Annotated in this window: 18 protein-coding genes; 10 read left to right on the top strand and 8 right to left on the bottom strand. The window is 53.4% G+C overall.

Annotation, left to right across the window (positions count from 1 at the left end; all coding sequences use genetic code 11):
- Window positions 1-87: 87 nt before the first annotated feature.
- Window positions 88-1,203 (top strand): ParM/StbA family protein, encoded by a 1,116-nt coding sequence (locus VB741_RS06585; protein ID WP_323364358.1) that lies wholly within the window; start codon window positions 88-90, stop codon window positions 1,201-1,203.
- Window positions 1,196-1,741, top strand: coding sequence for a hypothetical protein (locus VB741_RS06580; protein ID WP_323364357.1), 546 nt, complete (start codon window positions 1,196-1,198; stop codon window positions 1,739-1,741). Before VB741_RS06585 ends, VB741_RS06580 begins: the two co-directional genes overlap by 8 nt.
- An 8-nt stretch (window positions 1,742-1,749) precedes the next feature.
- On the opposite strand, the gene dut is transcribed toward VB741_RS06580, so the two are convergent.
- Both dut and VB741_RS06570 read right to left on the bottom strand, forming a co-directional pair.
- The gene (dut, locus tag VB741_RS06575) at window positions 1,750-2,184 is read right to left on the bottom strand and encodes a dUTP diphosphatase (protein WP_442786309.1); all 435 of its coding nucleotides are present in this window, start codon (window positions 2,182-2,184) and stop codon (window positions 1,750-1,752) included.
- A gap of 121 nt (window positions 2,185-2,305) precedes the next feature.
- Window positions 2,306-3,091, bottom strand: coding sequence for an MBL fold metallo-hydrolase (locus VB741_RS06570; protein ID WP_323364355.1), 786 nt, complete (start codon window positions 3,089-3,091; stop codon window positions 2,306-2,308).
- A gap of 311 nt (window positions 3,092-3,402) precedes the next feature.
- Between VB741_RS06570 and VB741_RS06565 the strand changes: the two genes are divergently transcribed.
- The 4 genes from VB741_RS06565 to VB741_RS06550 all read left to right on the top strand — a co-directional run bounded on the left by VB741_RS06565 (window position 3,403) and on the right by VB741_RS06550 (window position 6,964).
- A complete protein-coding gene (locus tag VB741_RS06565) occupies window positions 3,403-4,311 on the top strand; it encodes a peptidoglycan DD-metalloendopeptidase family protein (protein WP_323364354.1) in 909 nt (302 codons plus the stop codon).
- 241 nt (window positions 4,312-4,552) lie between these two features.
- On the top strand, window positions 4,553-5,641 hold the full coding sequence (gene aroC, locus VB741_RS06560) for a chorismate synthase (RefSeq protein WP_323364353.1): 1,089 nt from the start codon (window positions 4,553-4,555) through the stop codon (window positions 5,639-5,641).
- The gene (locus tag VB741_RS06555) at window positions 5,626-6,267 is read left to right on the top strand and encodes a hypothetical protein (protein WP_323364352.1); all 642 of its coding nucleotides are present in this window, start codon (window positions 5,626-5,628) and stop codon (window positions 6,265-6,267) included. Before aroC ends, VB741_RS06555 begins: the two co-directional genes overlap by 16 nt.
- A gap of 49 nt (window positions 6,268-6,316) precedes the next feature.
- On the top strand, window positions 6,317-6,964 hold the full coding sequence (locus tag VB741_RS06550; protein ID WP_442786308.1) for a DUF4033 domain-containing protein: 648 nt from the start codon (window positions 6,317-6,319) through the stop codon (window positions 6,962-6,964).
- 20 nt (window positions 6,965-6,984) lie between these two features.
- Here VB741_RS06550 and VB741_RS06545 read toward each other — a convergent pair whose 3' ends face one another.
- Complete coding sequence (locus VB741_RS06545; protein ID WP_323364350.1) at window positions 6,985-8,328, bottom strand: CHAT domain-containing protein; 1,344 nt, start codon at window positions 8,326-8,328, stop codon at window positions 6,985-6,987.
- A 621-nt stretch (window positions 8,329-8,949) separates the two neighbouring features.
- Here VB741_RS06545 and rpiA point away from each other — a divergent pair.
- Both rpiA and VB741_RS06535 read left to right on the top strand, forming a co-directional pair.
- Window positions 8,950-9,657, top strand: a complete 708-nt coding sequence (gene rpiA, locus VB741_RS06540) for a ribose-5-phosphate isomerase RpiA (RefSeq protein WP_323364349.1) — start codon at window positions 8,950-8,952, stop codon at window positions 9,655-9,657.
- 269 nt (window positions 9,658-9,926) lie between these two features.
- The gene (locus VB741_RS06535) at window positions 9,927-10,769 is read left to right on the top strand and encodes a 3'-5' exonuclease (protein WP_323364348.1); all 843 of its coding nucleotides are present in this window, start codon (window positions 9,927-9,929) and stop codon (window positions 10,767-10,769) included.
- Between the two features lie 31 nt (window positions 10,770-10,800).
- On the opposite strand, the gene VB741_RS06530 is transcribed toward VB741_RS06535, so the two are convergent.
- The 4 genes from VB741_RS06530 to VB741_RS06515 form a co-directional block, all read right to left on the bottom strand.
- The gene (locus VB741_RS06530) at window positions 10,801-12,489 is read right to left on the bottom strand and encodes a glycosyltransferase family 39 protein (RefSeq protein ID WP_323364347.1); all 1,689 of its coding nucleotides are present in this window, start codon (window positions 12,487-12,489) and stop codon (window positions 10,801-10,803) included.
- A 12-nt stretch (window positions 12,490-12,501) separates the two neighbouring features.
- On the bottom strand, window positions 12,502-13,218 hold the full coding sequence (locus VB741_RS06525; protein ID WP_323364346.1) for a TVP38/TMEM64 family protein: 717 nt from the start codon (window positions 13,216-13,218) through the stop codon (window positions 12,502-12,504).
- A 187-nt stretch (window positions 13,219-13,405) separates the two neighbouring features.
- Window positions 13,406-14,479, bottom strand: a complete 1,074-nt coding sequence (locus VB741_RS06520) for a glycosyltransferase family 2 protein (protein WP_323364345.1) — start codon at window positions 14,477-14,479, stop codon at window positions 13,406-13,408.
- Between the two features lie 163 nt (window positions 14,480-14,642).
- The gene (locus VB741_RS06515; RefSeq protein ID WP_323364344.1) at window positions 14,643-15,680 is read right to left on the bottom strand and encodes a serine aminopeptidase domain-containing protein; all 1,038 of its coding nucleotides are present in this window, start codon (window positions 15,678-15,680) and stop codon (window positions 14,643-14,645) included.
- 403 nt (window positions 15,681-16,083) lie between these two features.
- Between VB741_RS06515 and cysE the strand changes: the two genes are divergently transcribed.
- The gene (gene cysE / locus VB741_RS06510; protein ID WP_323364343.1) at window positions 16,084-16,857 is read left to right on the top strand and encodes a serine O-acetyltransferase; all 774 of its coding nucleotides are present in this window, start codon (window positions 16,084-16,086) and stop codon (window positions 16,855-16,857) included.
- Window positions 16,858-16,935: 78 nt separating this feature from the next.
- Here cysE and VB741_RS06505 read toward each other — a convergent pair whose 3' ends face one another.
- Window positions 16,936-17,499: an Npun_F5749 family FMN-dependent PPOX-type flavoprotein gene (locus tag VB741_RS06505; protein WP_323364342.1), complete on the bottom strand. Its 564-nt coding sequence runs from the start codon at window positions 17,497-17,499 to the stop codon at window positions 16,936-16,938.
- 290 nt (window positions 17,500-17,789) lie between these two features.
- Here VB741_RS06505 and VB741_RS06500 point away from each other — a divergent pair, with 290 nt between their 5' ends.
- Window positions 17,790-18,878, top strand: coding sequence for a calcium/sodium antiporter (locus tag VB741_RS06500; RefSeq protein ID WP_323364341.1), 1,089 nt, complete (start codon window positions 17,790-17,792; stop codon window positions 18,876-18,878).
- Window positions 18,879-18,947 lie beyond the last annotated feature (69 nt).

Below are 18,947 nucleotides of genomic sequence, written 5' to 3'. Positions count from 1 at the left end.
GATGTGGTTAATGCCCACTGCATTAGACTGTATTCACTAGAATAAACGTACTAAAGTACTACTTGGCAGGGCCCGGCCCATATCCCCATGGCTAAATATCAATGCTTTATCGATTTAGGTAGCTCTGGTACAAAGGCGGTTCTCAATGACGGAGAACGGTTTTACTCCTACCAGTGCCCTCCCTTGGTGGCGGATATGCCCCCCTCTGAGCTGATGATCATTGAAGCCCAGGGGGAGCAATTGGGTTCTGGCTTGGAATCGGTCGGTTACCTGCAGCTCGATCCGGAAACGCCCGCCTATGCCCTAGGAATTGATGCCCAGGGACGTCCCAATAAAGCCACCAGTAGCCTACCTAAAAGTGCCCTGGCCCATATTCGTGCCCTGGGGGTGATCGGTGAGTTTGCCCATCGGCATGAGCTGGAGCGGCTGACGCTGGATGTGGGGATTGCCCTGCCGTTTAATGAGTATCTGGCTGACTATAGGGCCCTCACTGCTGAGATCCTGGGGCATAAGATGTTTACCTATCGGGGTAAGGATATTTTTCTGGACTTTGGCAATGTTAAGGTGCTGCCCGAGGCGGCGGGGCTGGTGCAGTGGAGGAAGGTGCAGCGATCGCAACAAAAGGAACGGGGCAACAAAACCTTTGTCGTGCTCATGTTTGGCCACCGCGATCTGAGCTTTTTGCTCTTTAACGGGGGCCGACCACCCCAGGGGGAGCCTAGCAGCACGGAGAGATTGGGCTATCAGCAGCTGCTCAAGGCCGTGGCCCAAGACCTGCCCTGCAACTCTGACGATCCATTTCTCTACGACGCCCTGATTAGTAACGCTGCCCGTGTCGTCTTTCCCAATCGACCTAAAAAAGGCTACTCCTTGGCAGAACGCCGCGAAAAAGCCACGGCCTATTATTGGGAGCTGGTGCAATACCGCCTCAATGAATGGTTAGCCTCGGTCAGTGTCCCCAACTATGAAGTTCTCATTAGTGGTGGGACAGCGATTCAACTGCGGGAACGGTTAGAGGAGTACTTTGAAGAGAGAACGACATTTTGCACCGTCAACTGGTTAGAAGATTTACAGAACGAAGTGGCGGCCAATTTGGAGATCGATTCAGAGATTGATCAGCTCCGCTTCAGTGACTGCTATGGTGGAGCCAAGTGGCTGGCACTCAAGTTCCAAAAGATCACCGCTGGGAGGAGTCATGGTTAAAAAGAAAAGTTCCCAAGAACCAGAATCACCCACCACCAGCAAGCGGGTCTCCTTTAGCATTAGTTCCGATCCTGAAACGATTGAAGGCCGGATTGTTAATCACCTGCGGGATAACAAAATGGTGAATATGCGAGAGTCGGTGATCCGGGCGCTCAAGGCCTATTATCTACCCTGGGCCTATGAAGATCAGGTATCTAAGGAAGAGGCCCAGGTGCTGGCCCGCAATGCCATCGATGAGCTGGAGTTTCGAATCTTTCAAATCCGGCGACATTTTCTCGCGGGGGAAGCTTATGGCCCAAAGCTAAGTGAATCCTTGGGGGGAAGTCCTGCCCCTTTGGCAGGCCATGGCCCAGGGGCCAACGGTTATGGAGCCCAGGGGACTGCACCGATGTCTCCTGAGGCGATAGTGGACAAAATCACCCCCCCTAAACCTAGTTCAGCGGATGCTGCGGCGACTACTCAGGATACCAACCCAGCTTCGATATCCGACATCCTTGAGGATGGGGACATTGATCCAGATGTGTTGGATGATTTTTAAGATGACTTTTAATAGGTTTTTCCGGTAGAGCCAAAGCCACCTGTTCCCCGCTGGGACTCACTGAGCTGTTCGGTGGTGACAAATTCTGCCCACGTCACGGGGGCGATAACGATCTGGGCGATGCGCTGTCCTGGGGCGATTTCAAATGGCTCTTGGCCTAAATTGATCAAAATTACTTTAATCTCACCGCGATAGCCTGCATCAATGGTGCCGGGGGTGTTGAGAACGGTAATTCCGTAATTGAGAGCCAGACTGCTTTTGGGCCGGACTTGCATTTCGTAGCCTGGGGGAATTTCGGTGGACAAGCCCGTGGGGATGGCTAGTCGCTGCATGGGGGCCAAGCTGTGATGGTTGATGGCGACTAGATCGGCTCCGGCATCGCCGGGGTGGGCGTAGGTGGGGATGATGGCGGTGGGGGTGAGTTTTTGAAATTTGATGGTGATGGGCATGCAGGGAGCAGGAGGGAAAGGGAGAAAGGGGGAAGGGGAGACAGGAGATGGGTAAAGAGAAGGAGAGACGGGGATTTAAGAGGCAGGGGGGGAAGAGAGAGAAAGGGGGAGTTGTTTAAGTGGGAATGGTTTGGGGTTGTAGGTCCAGGGTGAGGGTTTCCATGGGGCGGAGGGTTTTGACTTGGGTGGGGAGGTTGGCTTGGGTTAGTTGCGATCGCACCGCATCCACGCCTCCCGTGGCGGTCAAGAATTTAGCAATCAGGCCGTCATAGGTGACATCTCCACCATCGGCGGTGGGTAACAGCCATTGGGGCTTAGACTTTTGGGCCAGTTCTAACGCGCCCTCACCACCACGAATGACAGGACCGAGAACCGGCAACACCAGACTGACGCAGGGGGTAATCGCCACATCCACCGGAGGACGACTAGCTAGGTCGCTGTCGGGATAGCCGTGGGGTTCATAGTAGAGCCTTAGGCCCGTAGTTAACACCGTCACAATGTAAGCATTCTCCTTGGCGAGGGGACCAACGGGAGCCCCTGGCAAGGCTTCGATGAGCAGGTCGTCCCCGAGCCGATGGCTCTGACCCGGTACTAGCTGGGTAACGTCAGTGAATCCTTTGTCCGTGGCAACCTTGGCCCCAGCGGCTGAAGCAACCACGGGAATGGATTTGTCCAAGCTCTCCAAGGTTGCTGGGTTGGCATGGTCCGCTAAGCCCTGGGAGAGGAGCAACAGGTCGATCTGGGGGGGAATGGCTACGGGCTGGGGTCTAATACCGCGAATGAGCCAGCTAGCATTGCCAAACACCAAGTCCCCCACCAGCCATGGATCTACCAAAATGCAGCGTCCGGCCAGGTTAAATTGCCAACTGTTTACGTCCAACCAAGTGATGGTGTCTGACATTTATCCGTAAAAATACTAGTAACCCTTGACATTGTGACTGAGTACTTACGGTATCGCAAAAAACTTTAGGGTGCCCGGATTCCCCAAGACAATGAACGTTAGTCCGGACAAATAAAGTTATGTTCATACGATTAACAATTAAGTTTTACTTATGTTTTTGGCGAACTTTATACGTTTCTTCAAATTATTTCTCATTTGTTCGATGTGATCCCCGTATAATCAGGCTGTCTAATATACGGATTGGGTTAGCGTCCCACGACATTGGTTAAATAGCTGATGTTGATTGGGTTAAGCGCTTAAGCTTGGTGTCTATGCGTCGGCGATTGCTGAAAAGTTACACAGTTCTAGTTACGCGTTCTGGCCAAACCCCGGTCACCGTTACTTTTAGCCCCCTTGCTGGAGTAATCGCTGCGGTTGTTCTTCTCGGTGTACCGCTGGGTTGGCTAGGGGCAGTCATCTTCTCCCTGTTTCAGAGTAATGTTCAACTGGCCGATGAAAACCGTCAGCTAACGGATCAGGCCCATGAAGTCCTCACCGAACTCAATACCCTCGATTCAGAAATTGAGAATCTAAAGGAACGGGCTGGTTTGCCGGATAACCAGGATCAGCAAAATGTTGATCTAGATAACAATGTTCCCCAGGGTGGTGAGGCGGTGGTGGCCAGCGGTCTGGAGCTATATGAAAAGGCCAAGACCAAACTACCCCAGTTAAGTGAAGTGGTAGACGCCAGTATTAAGCCCGCCCTAGAGCAAACCTTGGCCGCTGAGGAAGCAGAGGTTGCGGCTTATCCGGATGGATTACCCGTTGGGGGACCTCTGGATATTTCGTCAGAGTTTGGCATCAGGCGCAACCCGTTTGGGGGCTACGCCTATGAGACCCACGAAGGTACTGATTTTGCCGGTCCCTACGGGTCACCAATTTTTGCTACCGCCGATGGTTTAGTGGACCGTGCCGAATATTACGGTGGTTATGGCAACTCCGTCACTATCAAGCATGGTTATGGCTATGAAACTCTATACGCCCACATGTCAAAGCTGGCTGTGGAGTCTGGAGTCAAGGTCAAGCGCGGCGATGTGATTGGTTACTTAGGTAACACCGGTCGTTCCTCCGGCCCCCATCTGCATTACGGCATTTACTACAGGGGCGAGGCCGTTAACCCCCGCAACCACATGAAAATGACCCACGATATGAATGTGGTGGATTATTGGCGATTGCGTTAATTTTGGGCTTTGTCCCCGGGTTAGGGGGCAAGGGAGCTATTAGGCATATGCCCCAGCGCACCTGCATCACTCTTTGATATCAGTGAATTAGATTAAGCACAAAAGCCTTCTGGGTGTTTCACGCCAGAAGGCTTTTGTGGGTTTATGGCTCCCCTGCCCCCTGTCCCTACTCCCTCCGCTCCCCTTTGCCCACGTCCTACGGTAGGATTGGAAAGCTCTCCACCACCCTTACGCAAAACCTATGGGCAATACCTTCGGCCACTTATTCCGCATTACTACGTTTGGCGAATCCCACGGCGGTGGTGTTGGTGTTGTGATTGATGGATGTCCACCGCAATTAGATATTTCTGCTGAGGAGATCCAGGTGGATTTGGACCGACGGCGACCGGGGCAGAGCAAGATTACGACGCCGCGCAAGGAAACGGATACCTGCGAAATTGTATCGGGGGTATTCCAGGGTAAGACCCTGGGAACACCCATTACGATTCTGGTGCGCAATCAGGATCAGCGGCCCCAAGACTATGGGGAAATGGCCACCAAGTATCGACCTTCCCATGCGGATGCCACCTACGATGCGAAGTATGGCATTCGCAACTACCAGGGCGGTGGCCGGTCCTCGGCGCGGGAAACCATTGGTCGGGTAGCGGCGGGTGCGATCGCAAAAAAAATCCTCCACCAGGTCGCCGGTGTTGAAATCATTGGCTACGTCAAACGCATCCAGGACATGGAAGCCCCCATCGACCCCGATAGCGTCACCCTGGAACAGGTAGAAAGCACCATCGTCCGGTGTCCCAACCCCGACTTTGCCGACGAAATGATCGCCCGCATCGACCAGGTGCGCAAAGATGGCGACTCCATTGGCGGTGTGGTGGAATGCGTAGCCCGCAAAGTACCCAAAGGATTAGGCTCCCCCGTGTTTGATAAACTAGAAGCCGACCTGGCCAAGGGCATGATGTCCTTACCCGCCAGTAAGGGCTTTGAACTGGGCTCCGGCTTTGCCGGTACCTTCCTCACCGGCAGCCAGCACAACGACGAGTTTTACACCGACGAAAGCGGCAACATCCGCACCCGCACCAACCGTTCCGGCGGCACCCAGGGGGGCATCTCCAACGGCGAGAATATTATTATCCGGGTGGCCTTTAAACCCACCGCCACCATCCTCAAAGAACAAAAAACCGTAGACCAGCAGGGCAATGAAACCACCCTGTCCGGACGTGGCCGCCATGACCCCTGCGTGTTGCCCAGAGCGGTACCCATGGTGGAGGCCATGATGGCCCTGGTACTGTGCGATCATCTCCTACGTCACCAAGGGCAATGCACACTGCTCTAGGACCCTGGCCCACCCGAGCGATCATGGCCCTGTTTGGGCTAGCCGCTGGGGGCATCGGTTGGCACTATCTGCTGTTTCCAACGGCCAACCTGACGGGGAGTGCCAGGGTTGCGATCGCCCTGATCCTGGTGTGCATCGACCAGGGACGTATGGCCTGGGTTGATTTAGACCATGTCCATCAACTTTCCCTGGCGGACCGCCGGGTGGTGAAGTTCTATAGCATTACCTTAATCACCATCGTGATTGAGCTGGTGGGGTTTTACCTAGTCTGGCAAAACCTGGCCCTAGGCATGGTGATATTTCTCATCAGTCAGCTATTTTTCAACACCACCGCCCAAAGTCAACTCTATCCCCAGAGCCCAGAACCCATTAGACCGTTTCCCTTTCAAGCCCGCTGGCCCGTCTTGCTGGCCAATGGCATTGCCCTCGGTCTGATTACCCTATGGCAGGCCAATCAGATGCGTCAGCTTACATCCACCCTATGGCTGGCCATGGTGGTCATTTACCTGGGGGTGAAGTACCTCGTGGTCAATAATCCAGGGGCCCCATCTGTCGATGTTGGCCCAGTGGTAGAGGTTGCCCCATCGGTTGCCACATCGACAGATCAGGGCAAAAACTCATTATGACCAGGGTTTATATTAGGCTTACTACTAGACACACCTATCCGATCCTCAACTGCCAACGGTGGAAAAAACGACCTATCACGATTCCTTTTTTGACCAGCTATTTATCCGTCTGTTTGCCTCCAAAATGTCCCATGCCGTCGGCGAACGCAGCAACCGACCTGGCTATGACGGCTTTGTGGAACTCTCAGAAAAGATTATGCGAGGGCGCAACTCCCAACAACAGCAACAGCTGGTGGCCGTCGTTTTACAATCCCTGGTGCCAGCCCCTGTCCTGTGGGGCATCCGCACGTTTTTCTCTCCCACCCAGCTGGTGTGTGAACTCAACGCCTGGTTTGCCAGCCAGCTATTTGAATGGCTGGTGGGCCCCTGTGAAGTACAGTCCACTGAAATCACCACCTCCACTGGGGAAACCCGCCAGCAGAAGAGTAATGTCCACATTAAAAAGTGTCGCTACTTAGAACAAAGTGGCTGTGTAGGCATGTGCATCAACATGTGCAAACTTCCCACCCAGGAGTTTTTTACAGAAAAGTTTGGCATTCCCCTGACCATGACGCCCAACTTTGAAGATCTCAGCTGCGACATGGTGTTTGGCCAGGTGCCCCCGCCCTTGGAAACAGAAGATGCTTACCGACAGCCCTGTCTCCAGGACTGTGCGGTGACCAGTGCGGCCCCGGCCTGCCCCAAGGTGAGGAATTGAGCCCTAGGGCACTGCCAAAATTACCATGGGCTACTGAGCAGGGTAAATCCGGCCCAGTAGAAGGGATGGGATAGGGAGTCAATATCGGTGCCAATCTGGGCGCCCAGATCAGTGCCAACTGACTTTTGCCATTGACTGAGATCAATGGCCTGGGTATCATCTCTGAGCAGATTTAGCTGGGCCTGGCGGAGAGCTGCAGCCTTGGTGGTAGTTTGGGGCAGCTGGTGATAAAACTCGCTCATCAGGGCCAGGGTGCCCCCATCACTCACATCCCATAGACTGGCCACGGCGGATTTAACCCCCGCCCTCAAGGCCAATCCAGCAAAACCGAGTTCGGCATTGCTGTCTCCCACGGCTGTTTCACAGGCACTCAGCACCAGTAGCTCCAGGTTCGGCAGTTGCCAATCGAGCGTATGCATCTCTGCCAGGGTAAGCCGCTGGTCCCAGAACTGAATGTAGGAATTGTCTGGCCTACCGGGTTTGAACTCGGCATGGGTGGCCAAATGCACGATGTCATAGGACTGGCGACCTAGGAGGGCATTGAAATTTTCTAAGGTAAAGGTTTGGTTAAGCAGAGAGCGACCTTCCCAATCGCGGTCCGTCTCCTCAGCGGTTCTCAACTGCCAAGCAATATTCGACAGCTCCACCGGGACCGCAGGCAAGGGAGCCAGATCCGTAAACTCAGAAGCCCCCACGGCTAGCAATTTACTTAGCTCAATGGCCTCATAGTTGGCATCGATCAAGTTAAAAGCTGGAATGCTGGTTAGGCTATATTTTTCCACCAAAAACTGCTCACCGTCATGGAGGGCGGGTAGGGCCAGACCCCTGAGACCATCACCGGCACAGACCAGGAGGGTGTCAATCCCGGCCGGTTTTAGAAACTCGTCTTCATAGGGGGCAATCAGCCAATCGTGCAGCTGGCGAGCGGCAGGCATATAGGCGTTATTCGAGGGACGGCTAATGTGGCGATGAAACTGTTCGGTGGTTTTCTCTAACAGGTCCTTTGGCACATCATACAGGTCCCGGACAATGGGCTCACCATTGGGGGTCAGCAATACTAAGTGCAGATGGTCCGAGCGGGGAATGGCCCATAAAATTGCGGGGGTCGTGCCAGTTTCTTCACTCAGACGAGCCAAGGTTGCTGCCATTTCTTCAGAAGTTTGGGTCACCTCAGCCAGGTCTTCACCAAAATAGGTTTCGTAGTCTGCTTCCAGCCTCTGTTCCATAATGACAACTTTTTGACTCAGGGTGAGTTCCTGAGGCATGGCATAGGTGGGAACGACGACGAGCAAGCAGGCCAAGGGAGCTAAAACCCAGCGTAGTAATCGACGGGGAAGGGTTAGGGAATCAAGTAAAAAAATCATGGTGCTACCTAATTGTGTCGGCGCATCTAGGGGTGAATGTAGGTCGTTCGAACTACGATTATTTAACTAAATGCTAACTATATGGAAGCGAATCTGACGCCTAACGGACGTACCCTGAAGGGCCATATTCAAGCACGTCTGTTCTACTTAATTCTAGAATTCAAAGGCGTAAATCCTATAAACAGCGAGCATCCCTGAGTTTTTTAATGATAATTAAATTGCCATAATTCTAGGCACTTACTGACATTTATCAACCAAGTTTGTAGTTTACTTTGACAATGATCATTATCCGGATAAATGCATCTAAAAGATCCTGGACTATGGTAGGTGTTAGCTGAGCGGAGTCGTTGGCATAGCCTTCCCAGAGGGAATAGAGAACGCCAACGAATTATGGTTCTTTGGTCAGATCGATTTATCCTCTCAATGGACAATGACCGTATTTGTTCACCCTGTTATCTATGCAGCTGACCCGATATCCGTCATGCTAGATACCGAAGATGAGCTGTTGCTGATGGAGCCATAAGCTATTGCTTGAGATCGGGGTTGATCCTTTTCAGGCTGGTTTAGGCAGGTCTCAGCAATGCTGCTTTATATAAGACGATTAGAGGAGTTATCCACACCATGGCAGATATGGACCCGGTTAAGTTAATGAAGCAGGAAGTGGGTCGCGCCGCCGCCGCCCAGGTAAAGTCTGGCTCGATTGTGGGTCTGGGCACGGGTTCCACCACAGCTTTTGCGATTCAGTTTATTGGCGAGCGGTTGGCCGCTGGCGAAATTACTGACGTTGTGGGAATTCCCACGTCATTTCAGGCGTCTGTATTGGCGAAAAAACATGGTATTCCGCTAACCACACTGGATGAAGCGCCCCGCATTGACATTGCCATTGATGGTGCGGATGAAGTGGATCCTCAGCAGAATTTGATTAAGGGTGGTGGTGCGGCCCACACTCGCGAGAAGGTGGTAGATAGTTTGGCTGCGCGCTTTATTGTGGTGGTGGATAGCTCCAAGCTGGTGGATAAGCTGGGGTCTACCTTTGCGTTGCCGGTGGAAGTGCTGCCCATGGCGGTGACTCCGGTGACCCGTGCCCTTGAGGCGTTGGGCGGAAAACCTGAGCTGCGCATGGGGATTAAGAAGGATGGTCCGGTGATTACAGATCAGGGGAACATGGTGCTGGATGTGACCATGGCGGGGATTGATGATCCAGCTGAGCTGGAGAAGACTATTAACAACATTCCAGGGGTGCTGGAGAATGGGTTGTTTGTAGGTGTGGTGGATGAAGTGCTCATCGGCGAAGTGATTGATGGGAAGGCGTCTGTTCGCACCATGTAGAAGCATCCCCTTGGGGGATGCCAGGATTGGGCAATATGTTGGTTAAATGATCGCAATGTAGGGGCATCCCTTGGGGGTGCCCCTAATTTTTTGGCACCCTTGTTTCCCACTACGGCAGCTCTTGACCAAGGTGATAAATTCCAAGTCACGTTCCACAGCATTGGTTTACAGATACCGATTGAAGCGCTGTATCAAGTGAAGAGTATTGCCTAACGCGAATTTGCTGAACGCCAAGCGCTACAATAACGACGCTGTCCTTGCCACCCACCATGGCCACTGTCCACAACCCACCGGGGAAAAAATATCAGGGCCAATCTTCCCTTTTATCTAAACAGCTGCTGGCCTTTTACCAGCGGGTGAGCGAGTCTACCCTCACCGTTGTGGATGTTGAAACTACCGGTTCCATCGCCTATAAGTCAAGCGTCATAGAGGTTTCCGTCATCAAGGCCAACCTGGCTGAGGGTATTTTGCAGCAAAAAACCTCCCTGCTGAACCCCATGGGTAAGGTCCCCCCCTTCATTACTAAAATCACGGGTATTACCACCGCCATGGTGAGTCAGGCCCCCTACCCTGAGGATATTTGGGCCGACTATGAACCCCTGCTACGTCAAGATATCCTCACGGCCCACAACCTGGATTTTGACTACGGCTTTCTTCAGTCTGAGTATAAGCGGCTGGATGTGCATTACTATCGTCCCCCCAGCCATCGGTTTTGTACGGTGCTGCTGTCCCGGTTAATGTTGGCGGATCTGCCGTCCCGCAGTTTGCCTAACCTGGTGAAGCATTTTAACTTTGATGTGGGGGTGTCCCACCGGGCGGAGGCGGATACTAAGGCTTGCTGGCTTTTGGCTAAGCTTCTGCTGACCCGCATTCAGCAAGAGCCGGAGGAGAAAATTTTGGACCTGTTCCGTCAGCAGTGGATTCGTCTCCAGGATGCGGCGACAATGTTTGGCCAGCGGAAGAAGGATGTGTTGGATCTGTTGATTAAAGCTGGTTTGGAACATCGGTTGTCGAAGCGCCAGCAGCAACCGTTATTTCGGCGGGGTGATGTGGAAGAAGTGTTCTATGAACGACAACAGGGAGAACAGCTTTCGATGTTAGAAGATGTTTAGGGTTGACCATAACCCTTTCAAAATCCAGCTGCTACGCCCCTTTCTGATAAATACCTAACCTAAATCGATCCAAATCCATGGTGCCTACCAATTGACGCTGCTCCACCGACCCATACTGGGCAGTTAAAAGCCGCTCAACATCATCCCGAATTGTCTTTGCCTCAGACTCCGTTGGAGCTTTCCAAACTGGCCTTTCCGCCTCTAACCACAGCACCTGATCATAGGATTCACTCGGATCAGACAATAGAGTCTCCAATGCTTTTGGTAACATGGTCGGGTTTGTTGCCAACAACTTTACCGGAGTATCCTGGGGCAAGTAATACACCAGCCGCAGCACATGGCCCCAGGCTTTGGAGTTCATGGCAATTAGGGTGGAATCTGACGCGGCACTGGCCGCTGCAATCTGGTGGAACATCTGGCGATTGCGGCCAGCCATATCGGCCATATTCAACCCAAGGTACAGTAACAATATGGCTAGTACCATGGGCTTCTGCCAGGTGATAGATAGGTTCATCACCCAGGCGGTGACCAATAACAACAGCCCCGGCAAGATAAAAACTGCACTGCGGCCAAAGCCCCAGGCTAGGGTGGACTTACCTGAAAAGATATCGTAAGCCAGCATTAACAACAGGGGTAAACACGCCAACACTAGAACCGTTACTAGCAGTGCAGGAGACTCTTGGCGCAACAAACATCCCAGATGCCAGATGATAGCAGCTAGCCCCAGGAACACCAATGCTCCTATGGCCAACACAATCCCTGGTGGGAGGCTGGTTGCCCAATCTCCCACCAGTAGCTGAATGCCTAATACTTCCAGTACACCTTGGATATGGTGGGGGATGGTTTCTAGGAAACTCTTGTCGGTTGCGAAGCGTTTTAGATCAACATTTCTGAGCTGTTGGGGCAGTCCCCAATAAAACCAGGGGGCGGCTAATCCGGCGGCCCCGAGGGCCAAGAGGCCATAGTGCCACCAGTGCTTGCGGTCTTTGATTAAAATCACGCCCCCGAGGGCAAAAAACCATAGGGCAGAGAGATAGTAGGTTAATATCCCCCCTGTGATGGCGAGGGTTAAGAGCAGATACCACAGCAGTCGCATGGGGCGAGACGGACGCTGATAGCATAGCTGTAATACGGCCCACCCCCCCAGGGTGACCCACAAAACAGTTGGACAATACATGCGCATGTTGAGGGAATGAAACCAGAAGAAGGGATTTAGGCCCAATAGGGCAGCTAATAAAAGTCCGCCCCGATGGTGGAAGAGGGCCTTGCCCATGCCATAGGCTCCGAGGATGGCCCCGAGGCTGAGCAACAGGTTTAGGCTGCGCAAGGAGATTTCCTGGTTACCAGTGAGGAGTAACCACAGGTATTGGGAAAGGAAGAACAGGGGGGGATGGGGTTCTCGACCCACCAGGCCCTGGAGCAAAGGTTTGATGGCGGCGATAAAGTCGGTGACGCCGCTGAAGGGGGGCAGCTGTAACAGCGCACCGTAGCTGGCTAGAGCAATGGGGGTGTCGGGGGGATCCACATAGCCGGTGCGGAGAGTGGTGGATAGTAATAGGGACAAGACTTCGTCGTACCATAGCTCTCTTACGCCGATGTAGAGCATGCGGATGAAACCTGCGATCGCAACCGCCGCCAACAATATCCATTCCAGCCGCATCGAGGCAAAGGGCTTTGGCGGTGTGCCCATGGGGCTAGTAGCATTGGGAGGTGGTAACACAGGAAATCTCCTTCAAGGGATGCGGTTTTCGTCGCGGTCTGGGGGGATAGGTAGGCCGTCAGACAGGCTGTCAGGCAGGCTGTCTGGCAGAGAGTGCCGCCGTCGATACCAGGTGGCCCCACCCACCAACAGACCAATTAAGGTCAAGGCCACCACCAGAGGCAGCAGGTCCCCCGTTTGGGACAGGGTGAGGCCAGAACTACCCAACAGCACAAAAGGTAATACCCCTGGGAGTGTGCCCAGGGCGGTCCCCACCACATAGTCTTTCCAACTAATGGCCGTAAGACCGGCGGCAAAATTGACCAGTCCATAGGGAATCACCGGCAACAGGCGAATGGAGAAGATATACACCATGCCGCCCTGGCGAATTTCCGCATCGAGGGTTTGCCAATGACCCGCCAACCGCTTAGCCACTAGCTCCCGACCAATGGTGCGGGTAAACCCAAAGGCGACAATGGCAGCCACTAGGGCTCCAATCGTGGTCCACAACGACCCGAGCCAAGGGCCAAACAGGGCACCCCCCGCCAGGTTTAACACCGTTGACGGCAGCACCAACACCGTCGCCACTGTGTAAATTCCAATATAGATCAGCGGTCCCCAAATGCCTGCCCGGTCTAGGGTAGTCTGCAACCACCCTGGGTCAATGCCCCCCAGAGAGACCATGGCGATGGCCGTGGCAACAATCCCCCCCAGAACAATGATGAAAATGGAGCGCTTTATCTTAGCCATGTATCGAGGGAATCCCCCATGGGCAAAAGGATCGAAGACTTCCCCAGCTTTTTAGCGTAAATAAAATCCAACTCCATGGAATCATCCCCCTTTTTAAAAGGGGACCGAGGGGGATGATTCCATAACTCCATGGATTGTAGATTCCCCCCAGCCCCCCTGGGGGAAGGGGGAAGAAGACTCATCTGCATTATTTTGCCTGGCCCCCATAAAACTCCCGCACTAAGTACAGCGGTCGTTGCTTGACTTCCTCATAGACCCGACCCAAATATTCACCTATGATGCCAAGGCTCACTAGCTGAATACCGCCCAAAAATAAAATAGCTACCATCAGGGATGCATAGCCCGGTAGATCAATGCCCAGGACCAGCGTACGAATCACTAAAAACGACGCATATACGAAAGAGATAGCAGAAATCATCAATCCTAAATAGCTCCACACCCGCAAGGGCGTAGAGCTAAAGGATACGATGCCATCCAGGGCAAAATTCCAGAGCTTCCAGTAGTTCCACTTGGTTTGGCCACTGTGGCGCGGGTCGCGATCATAGGTGATAAAGGTTTGTCGGTAGCCCACCCAGGCAAATAACCCCTTCATAAATCGGGTGCGCTCCGGGAGCTGTTTCAGGGCATCTACCACCCGCCGGTCCATCAGCCGAAAATCGCCCGTATCTTGGGGGATGGGCACTTGACTCATGCGGCCAATCACCCGATAAAATCCGTTGGCTGAAAATGTCTTAAACCAGGTTTCCCCTAACCGACTGTTGCGTTTGGCATAGACCACGTCGTAGCCGGCCCGCCATTGTTCCATCAGGGCCTGAATATATTCGGGCGGGTCCTGTAAGTCGGCATCGATGGGCACCACCGCCTGCCCTCGGCTATGGTCCAAACCGGCGGTGAGGGCCAGTTCCTTGCCAAAGTTGCGGGCTAGGGCCACGACTTTAATGGCAGGATTGCGATGGTGGTGGCTAATTAGCCGCAGGAGTGTACTATCTTTGCTGCCATCATCAACGCAGATAATTTCGTAGGTCACCCCCAACTCACCGACGACGGTTTCTAGTCGCTCAAATAAATGGTCAACATTGGACTCCTCGCAGTACATGGGTACTACAATGGACAGCTCCGGAACTGGTTCAGGAGCTGTCTGGTATTCAGGGGCAGCAGGCCGTTCGGTCGATGGGATGGAAGCTATGCCAGACGCACTGGCAGCAGGCTGTTCCACCGATGGGATGGAGACTATGCCAGACGCACTCTGAATGGGAGACATGGCAATGACAGCGATACGGCAGCAATGAAATGGATAGAAACGAAGGGACTGAAAGCCGGTATAAACTTCGATCTAGCCTCAGCGCATAATATAGCTTTTCGCCCATGGTTCACAACCTAGGGGAGGGCTGAAAGCCTTAGCTAACAATGGCTGTTACTCCCTGCTAGGCTTGGGCTGTGGCGGCCGAGCCATGGTGGCGACAGATCTCCTCCAGGTTGGCATATAGCCCCTGGGTGTCGGGCCAACCGACAAATCCAGCATACCGGCAGCGGTGCTGGGCATCGGCTAAAAACACATGGTGAATGCCCAGGGGATGACGCCAGGTACGGAGGGTCAAACCGTAGTCTAGGTTGGCCCATAGGGTGGCTCGGTGAAAGTCTCGGCGGTGGGCGTCAGTCATGCCGACAATTGCTTGCAGTTTACCGATGATGGTGTCTTCTAGATAGTCGACGGCTTGCAGTTTACCGATGATGGTGTCTTCTAGATAGTCAACTTCAGGGGCTAAGCGATCGCACCCACTGTCGGGCTGGTTTTCGCGCCAGCTGTCGGGCTGGGTTTCAGGCAAGTTCTCAGGTCGTTTTTCCACCAGGCTGCTCCAAAACTGCCGAATGGCGGCGGTGACCTCCGGGTGATCTTTGGTATTGTCGTGGCGAATGCCCCTGAGCTGGATATAGCGGGCATGGCGAAATTGGGAGCATTGGATCGGGACGGTGCCGTCGCTGCCGCCATCGTAGTCGCTGGCAATGGTCTGTATCGGCAGGTAGCGGGCCAGCTGTTCAGCGATGGAACGACGGTCGGTGCCTAGATCTCGGGCAATGCCGATGCCCCAGCGAAATGGGTCGATCATGCGGCCCAGGTCAGCTCCTCCCACGGGGGAACTGACTAAGCTGACGGAGGTAATGTGGTCCCACCATTCGGGGTGACGCTGCAGCAGCTCTAGCCAAATTAGGCCGCCCATGGAATGGCCGACAATGCGCCAGGGGCGATCGGGGTGGCGCTGTTGGGTTGCGATCGCAACCCGTTCCACCTCGGCAATCAAAGGTTCCATCCGCCACCAGGTTTTAATTAGCCCCAAATTGGGGGCAATCACCTCCGCCTGTTCATCTGCCAGGGCATGCCCCAAGCGGTGAATCCGCCGATTGGTATCATGCCAACCGTGTTGCACAAACAGAATGTAGGGAGACGCAGCAATATCCACCATGGCTGAGTTTTTTGGACGACAAAATTATTCACAAACCTGTATTGGCTGTGCCGGTGCGATCGCACCGGCACAGCACCAGTACTGGGCGGCACTAGTTGGTATTTAGCGGCGGTTACGGTGGAGTCGAAAAAGCCGATCCTCCGCCCCACTCCCGTCCTAGTCATCCATCAGCTAGTCTGGAATTAAGGCTACCCTCAGATTGAACCCCTATCCCTGAGGTATGCTAATTGGGGAGTGTTTCTCCACATTGCACTTGGCCCGCCAAAGACTTGATAGATTAGGCTGCTGTTGATTTTATTCAATCATTTTGTGATCATGCTGGCCTACTGTGACACCTATTCCATCCCTGGGCTGATTTCAACCTAACCATCAGCAACGCTCTACTACCCTTGAGGACGTCTACGTGTTTCGAACCTTTCTTGCTGATTTCAAAGTAGTTTTTGAACGGGACCCAGCTGCCCGCAATGCGCTAGAAGTCCTGTTCTGCTATCCAGGCCTCCATGCACTGCTGCTCTATCGCCTAGCCCATAATCTATGGAATTTGGGATTACCCTTCATCCCCCGGTTCATCTCCCACGTAGCCAGAATCATTACCGGCATTGAAATCCATCCAGGGGCCACCATCGGTCAGGGGGTATTTATTGACCATGGCATGGGGGTGGTGATTGGTGAAACCGCCATTGTGGGCGATTATGCCTTGATTTATCAGGGGGTCACCCTGGGGGGCACCGGCAAAGAAATCGGCAAGCGGCACCCCACCGTCGGTACCCAGGTGGTGATCGGGGCCGGAGCCAAAGTTCTAGGCAATATTCAAATTGGTGACAACGCTCGCGTCGGGGCCGGTTCCGTAGTGCTCAGAGACGTTCCCTCTGACTGCACCGTGGTCGGTGTGCCCGGCCGAGTTGTCCATCGTTCCAGTCAGCCTGGTCCCCTTGATCATGGTCAGCTACCCGACTCTGAAGCGGCGGTCATTCGCACCCTGGTGGATCGGATCGAAGTCCTAGAGCGGCAAATTGCCCAACTGCAGCATCAACCGTCGGTTCCCGCCTCGGTTCCCGTCTCTGTTTCGGTGGGCCTATTTGCCGCCGCCGGACAGGCAGCACAACCTGAGGACGGGAACTGTTGCCAGTTAAAGAATCGGGCGATTGAAGAATTTTTGGACGGCTGCCAACAGTAGGCGCTCCCTATTGCCCCTGGGCAGGCTATGCTAACAACTCCACTCAGGGGAAGCTATCCATTGATCTCATGAATCTATTTAAGGGTTAACCTCCTGCACGGTCCATTCATGGGGGGTGTATTCATAAATGCAACGGGCATGGGGCTGGCCCCTTAGAGCTAAATGATCCACCCGGTCAGGGACTAGCAACAGTACATTGAAACTATCTGGAGGCTGCTCCGTCGATTCAATTGAGTTGGTAGAGGCTATTGTCTTGTCCTTGCTCTGGCCTGGGGCAGGCCAATAAAACTGTTGACGTCCATTGGCCGATAGGGCCTGCCACGCCTTGAGACGAATACTGTCCCCATCATTATCCCCATTCAGCAGGGTGAGTTTTCCAGCAATGCGAAACTGTTCGCGGGTGACGGTAAAGTACCAACAGGCCTCGGCCCAGGGAGTTATTTGAACCTGGTGTACTTTCTCACTGCGGCCATCGGTGACCATTTGCAGCGCTTCCCCCACAAAACCTCGAAAAACCACGGTACGATTGGAGGGTTTGCCGTAGACATTAATGGTTGCGAGCTGTAAGTACCGACAGTAGACTCGCGCCCGATTGCGATGTAGCGGACGGGCTAATGCAGGTCGCCAAGGGGCTAGGGTCATAAACTTATTTTCTGGCTCCCATGAATGCCAGGGTAGCGAGTACTCAGAACCGTATTGCACCATAAATTGCACGATAAACAGATAAACCCTATGACAGGAGATTGCATTTAAGGTACCGACTCAAAGCGGGACGTTTTCCCAAGGATAAGCGTCAGGAGTCAGGAGTCAGGAGTCAGAAGTCAGAAGTCAGAAGTCAGAAGTCAGAGGCCAGTGAGGCCCTGACTCCTGACTCCTAACGCCCCACCTAGACAGGATTTCCCAGCTTAAGTTGATACCCTGCATTCAGGACTATGATCGCCACCATATACATCATTCTAGGAATAGTTTTGCTCGTTGTTGGAGCTGATTTTTTAGTTAAAGGTGCCTCCAACTTGGCAGCCATGGCCCGGGTTTCCCCTTTGGTGATCGGTTTGACGGTAGTTGCTTTTGGCACCAGTGCCCCCGAACTTTCTGTCAGTTTACATTCCGCGTTGAATAATCAAGCCGATCTGGCCCTTGGCAATGTTGTCGGTAGCAATATCTGTAATGTTCTGTTGATTTTGGGGGTGTCCGCCATGGTGGCCCCACTCATGGTCGCGCAACAGCTGTTGCGACTAGATATACCCATTATGATTGGGGTATCTGGCCTCGTCTTTTTCTTTGGGATTGATGGTTCTCTCGGTGTCTCCGACGGCATTATTCTATTTTTAGGGGGGGTGGTCTACACCCTGTTTCTGGTATATCAAAGCCGTCGTGAGACCAACCCCGAGGTGCAAAGTGAGTATGCTCAAGAGTATGGTCCCAAACAGTTTGCCTGGAATAAGTTGGGTATAGACCTACTGGCTGTTGTGGGGGGTCTGGTCCTTTTGGTGGTTGGGTCACAGCTCCTGGTCAACGGGGCGATCTCCATTGCCGAAGCCCTAGGAATTAGCTCTCTGATCATTGGTTTAACCGTGGTGGCCGTGGGGACATCGTTACCTGAGTTTGCCACATCGGTGATGGCCAGTATTCGGGGTGAGCGAGATATTGCCGTGGGCAATGTGGTGGGCAGCAATATTTTTAATATTTTGGTTGTTTTAGGGGCCAGCAGTGCCCTGTCCCCCGATGGGATTGCCATTGCTCCGTCGTTGATGACCTTTGATATTCCGGTGATGATTGCGGTGGCGATTATCTGTTTCCCGATTTGTTTTCACAACAATTTAATCAGCCGCTGGAAAGGTCTGCTGCTGCTGGCTTACTATGTGGCCTATACCCTGTACCTGGTGTTGGCAACAACTCAGCATGACAGTACGGTGATGTTTGGGTCCACTTTCAAGTTTGTGATTGTGCCGCTGACAATTTTGGGACTGGCGGCCCTTATGTTGCGATCGCACTTCAAGACAAGCAAATCCAAGTCCTAAGGGAGGGCAGCACCGCCCATCATCCCAACCCCGGCAGGTGTCCATCACCCAATCCACCATCCAACCCCG

Origin of the sequence: Leptothoe sp. PORK10 BA2, assembly GCF_034932105.1 — a bacterium.
GTDB lineage: Bacteria > Cyanobacteriota > Cyanobacteriia > Phormidesmidales > Phormidesmidaceae > Leptothoe.
This window is presented reverse-complemented; position numbering and strand designations above follow the sequence as displayed.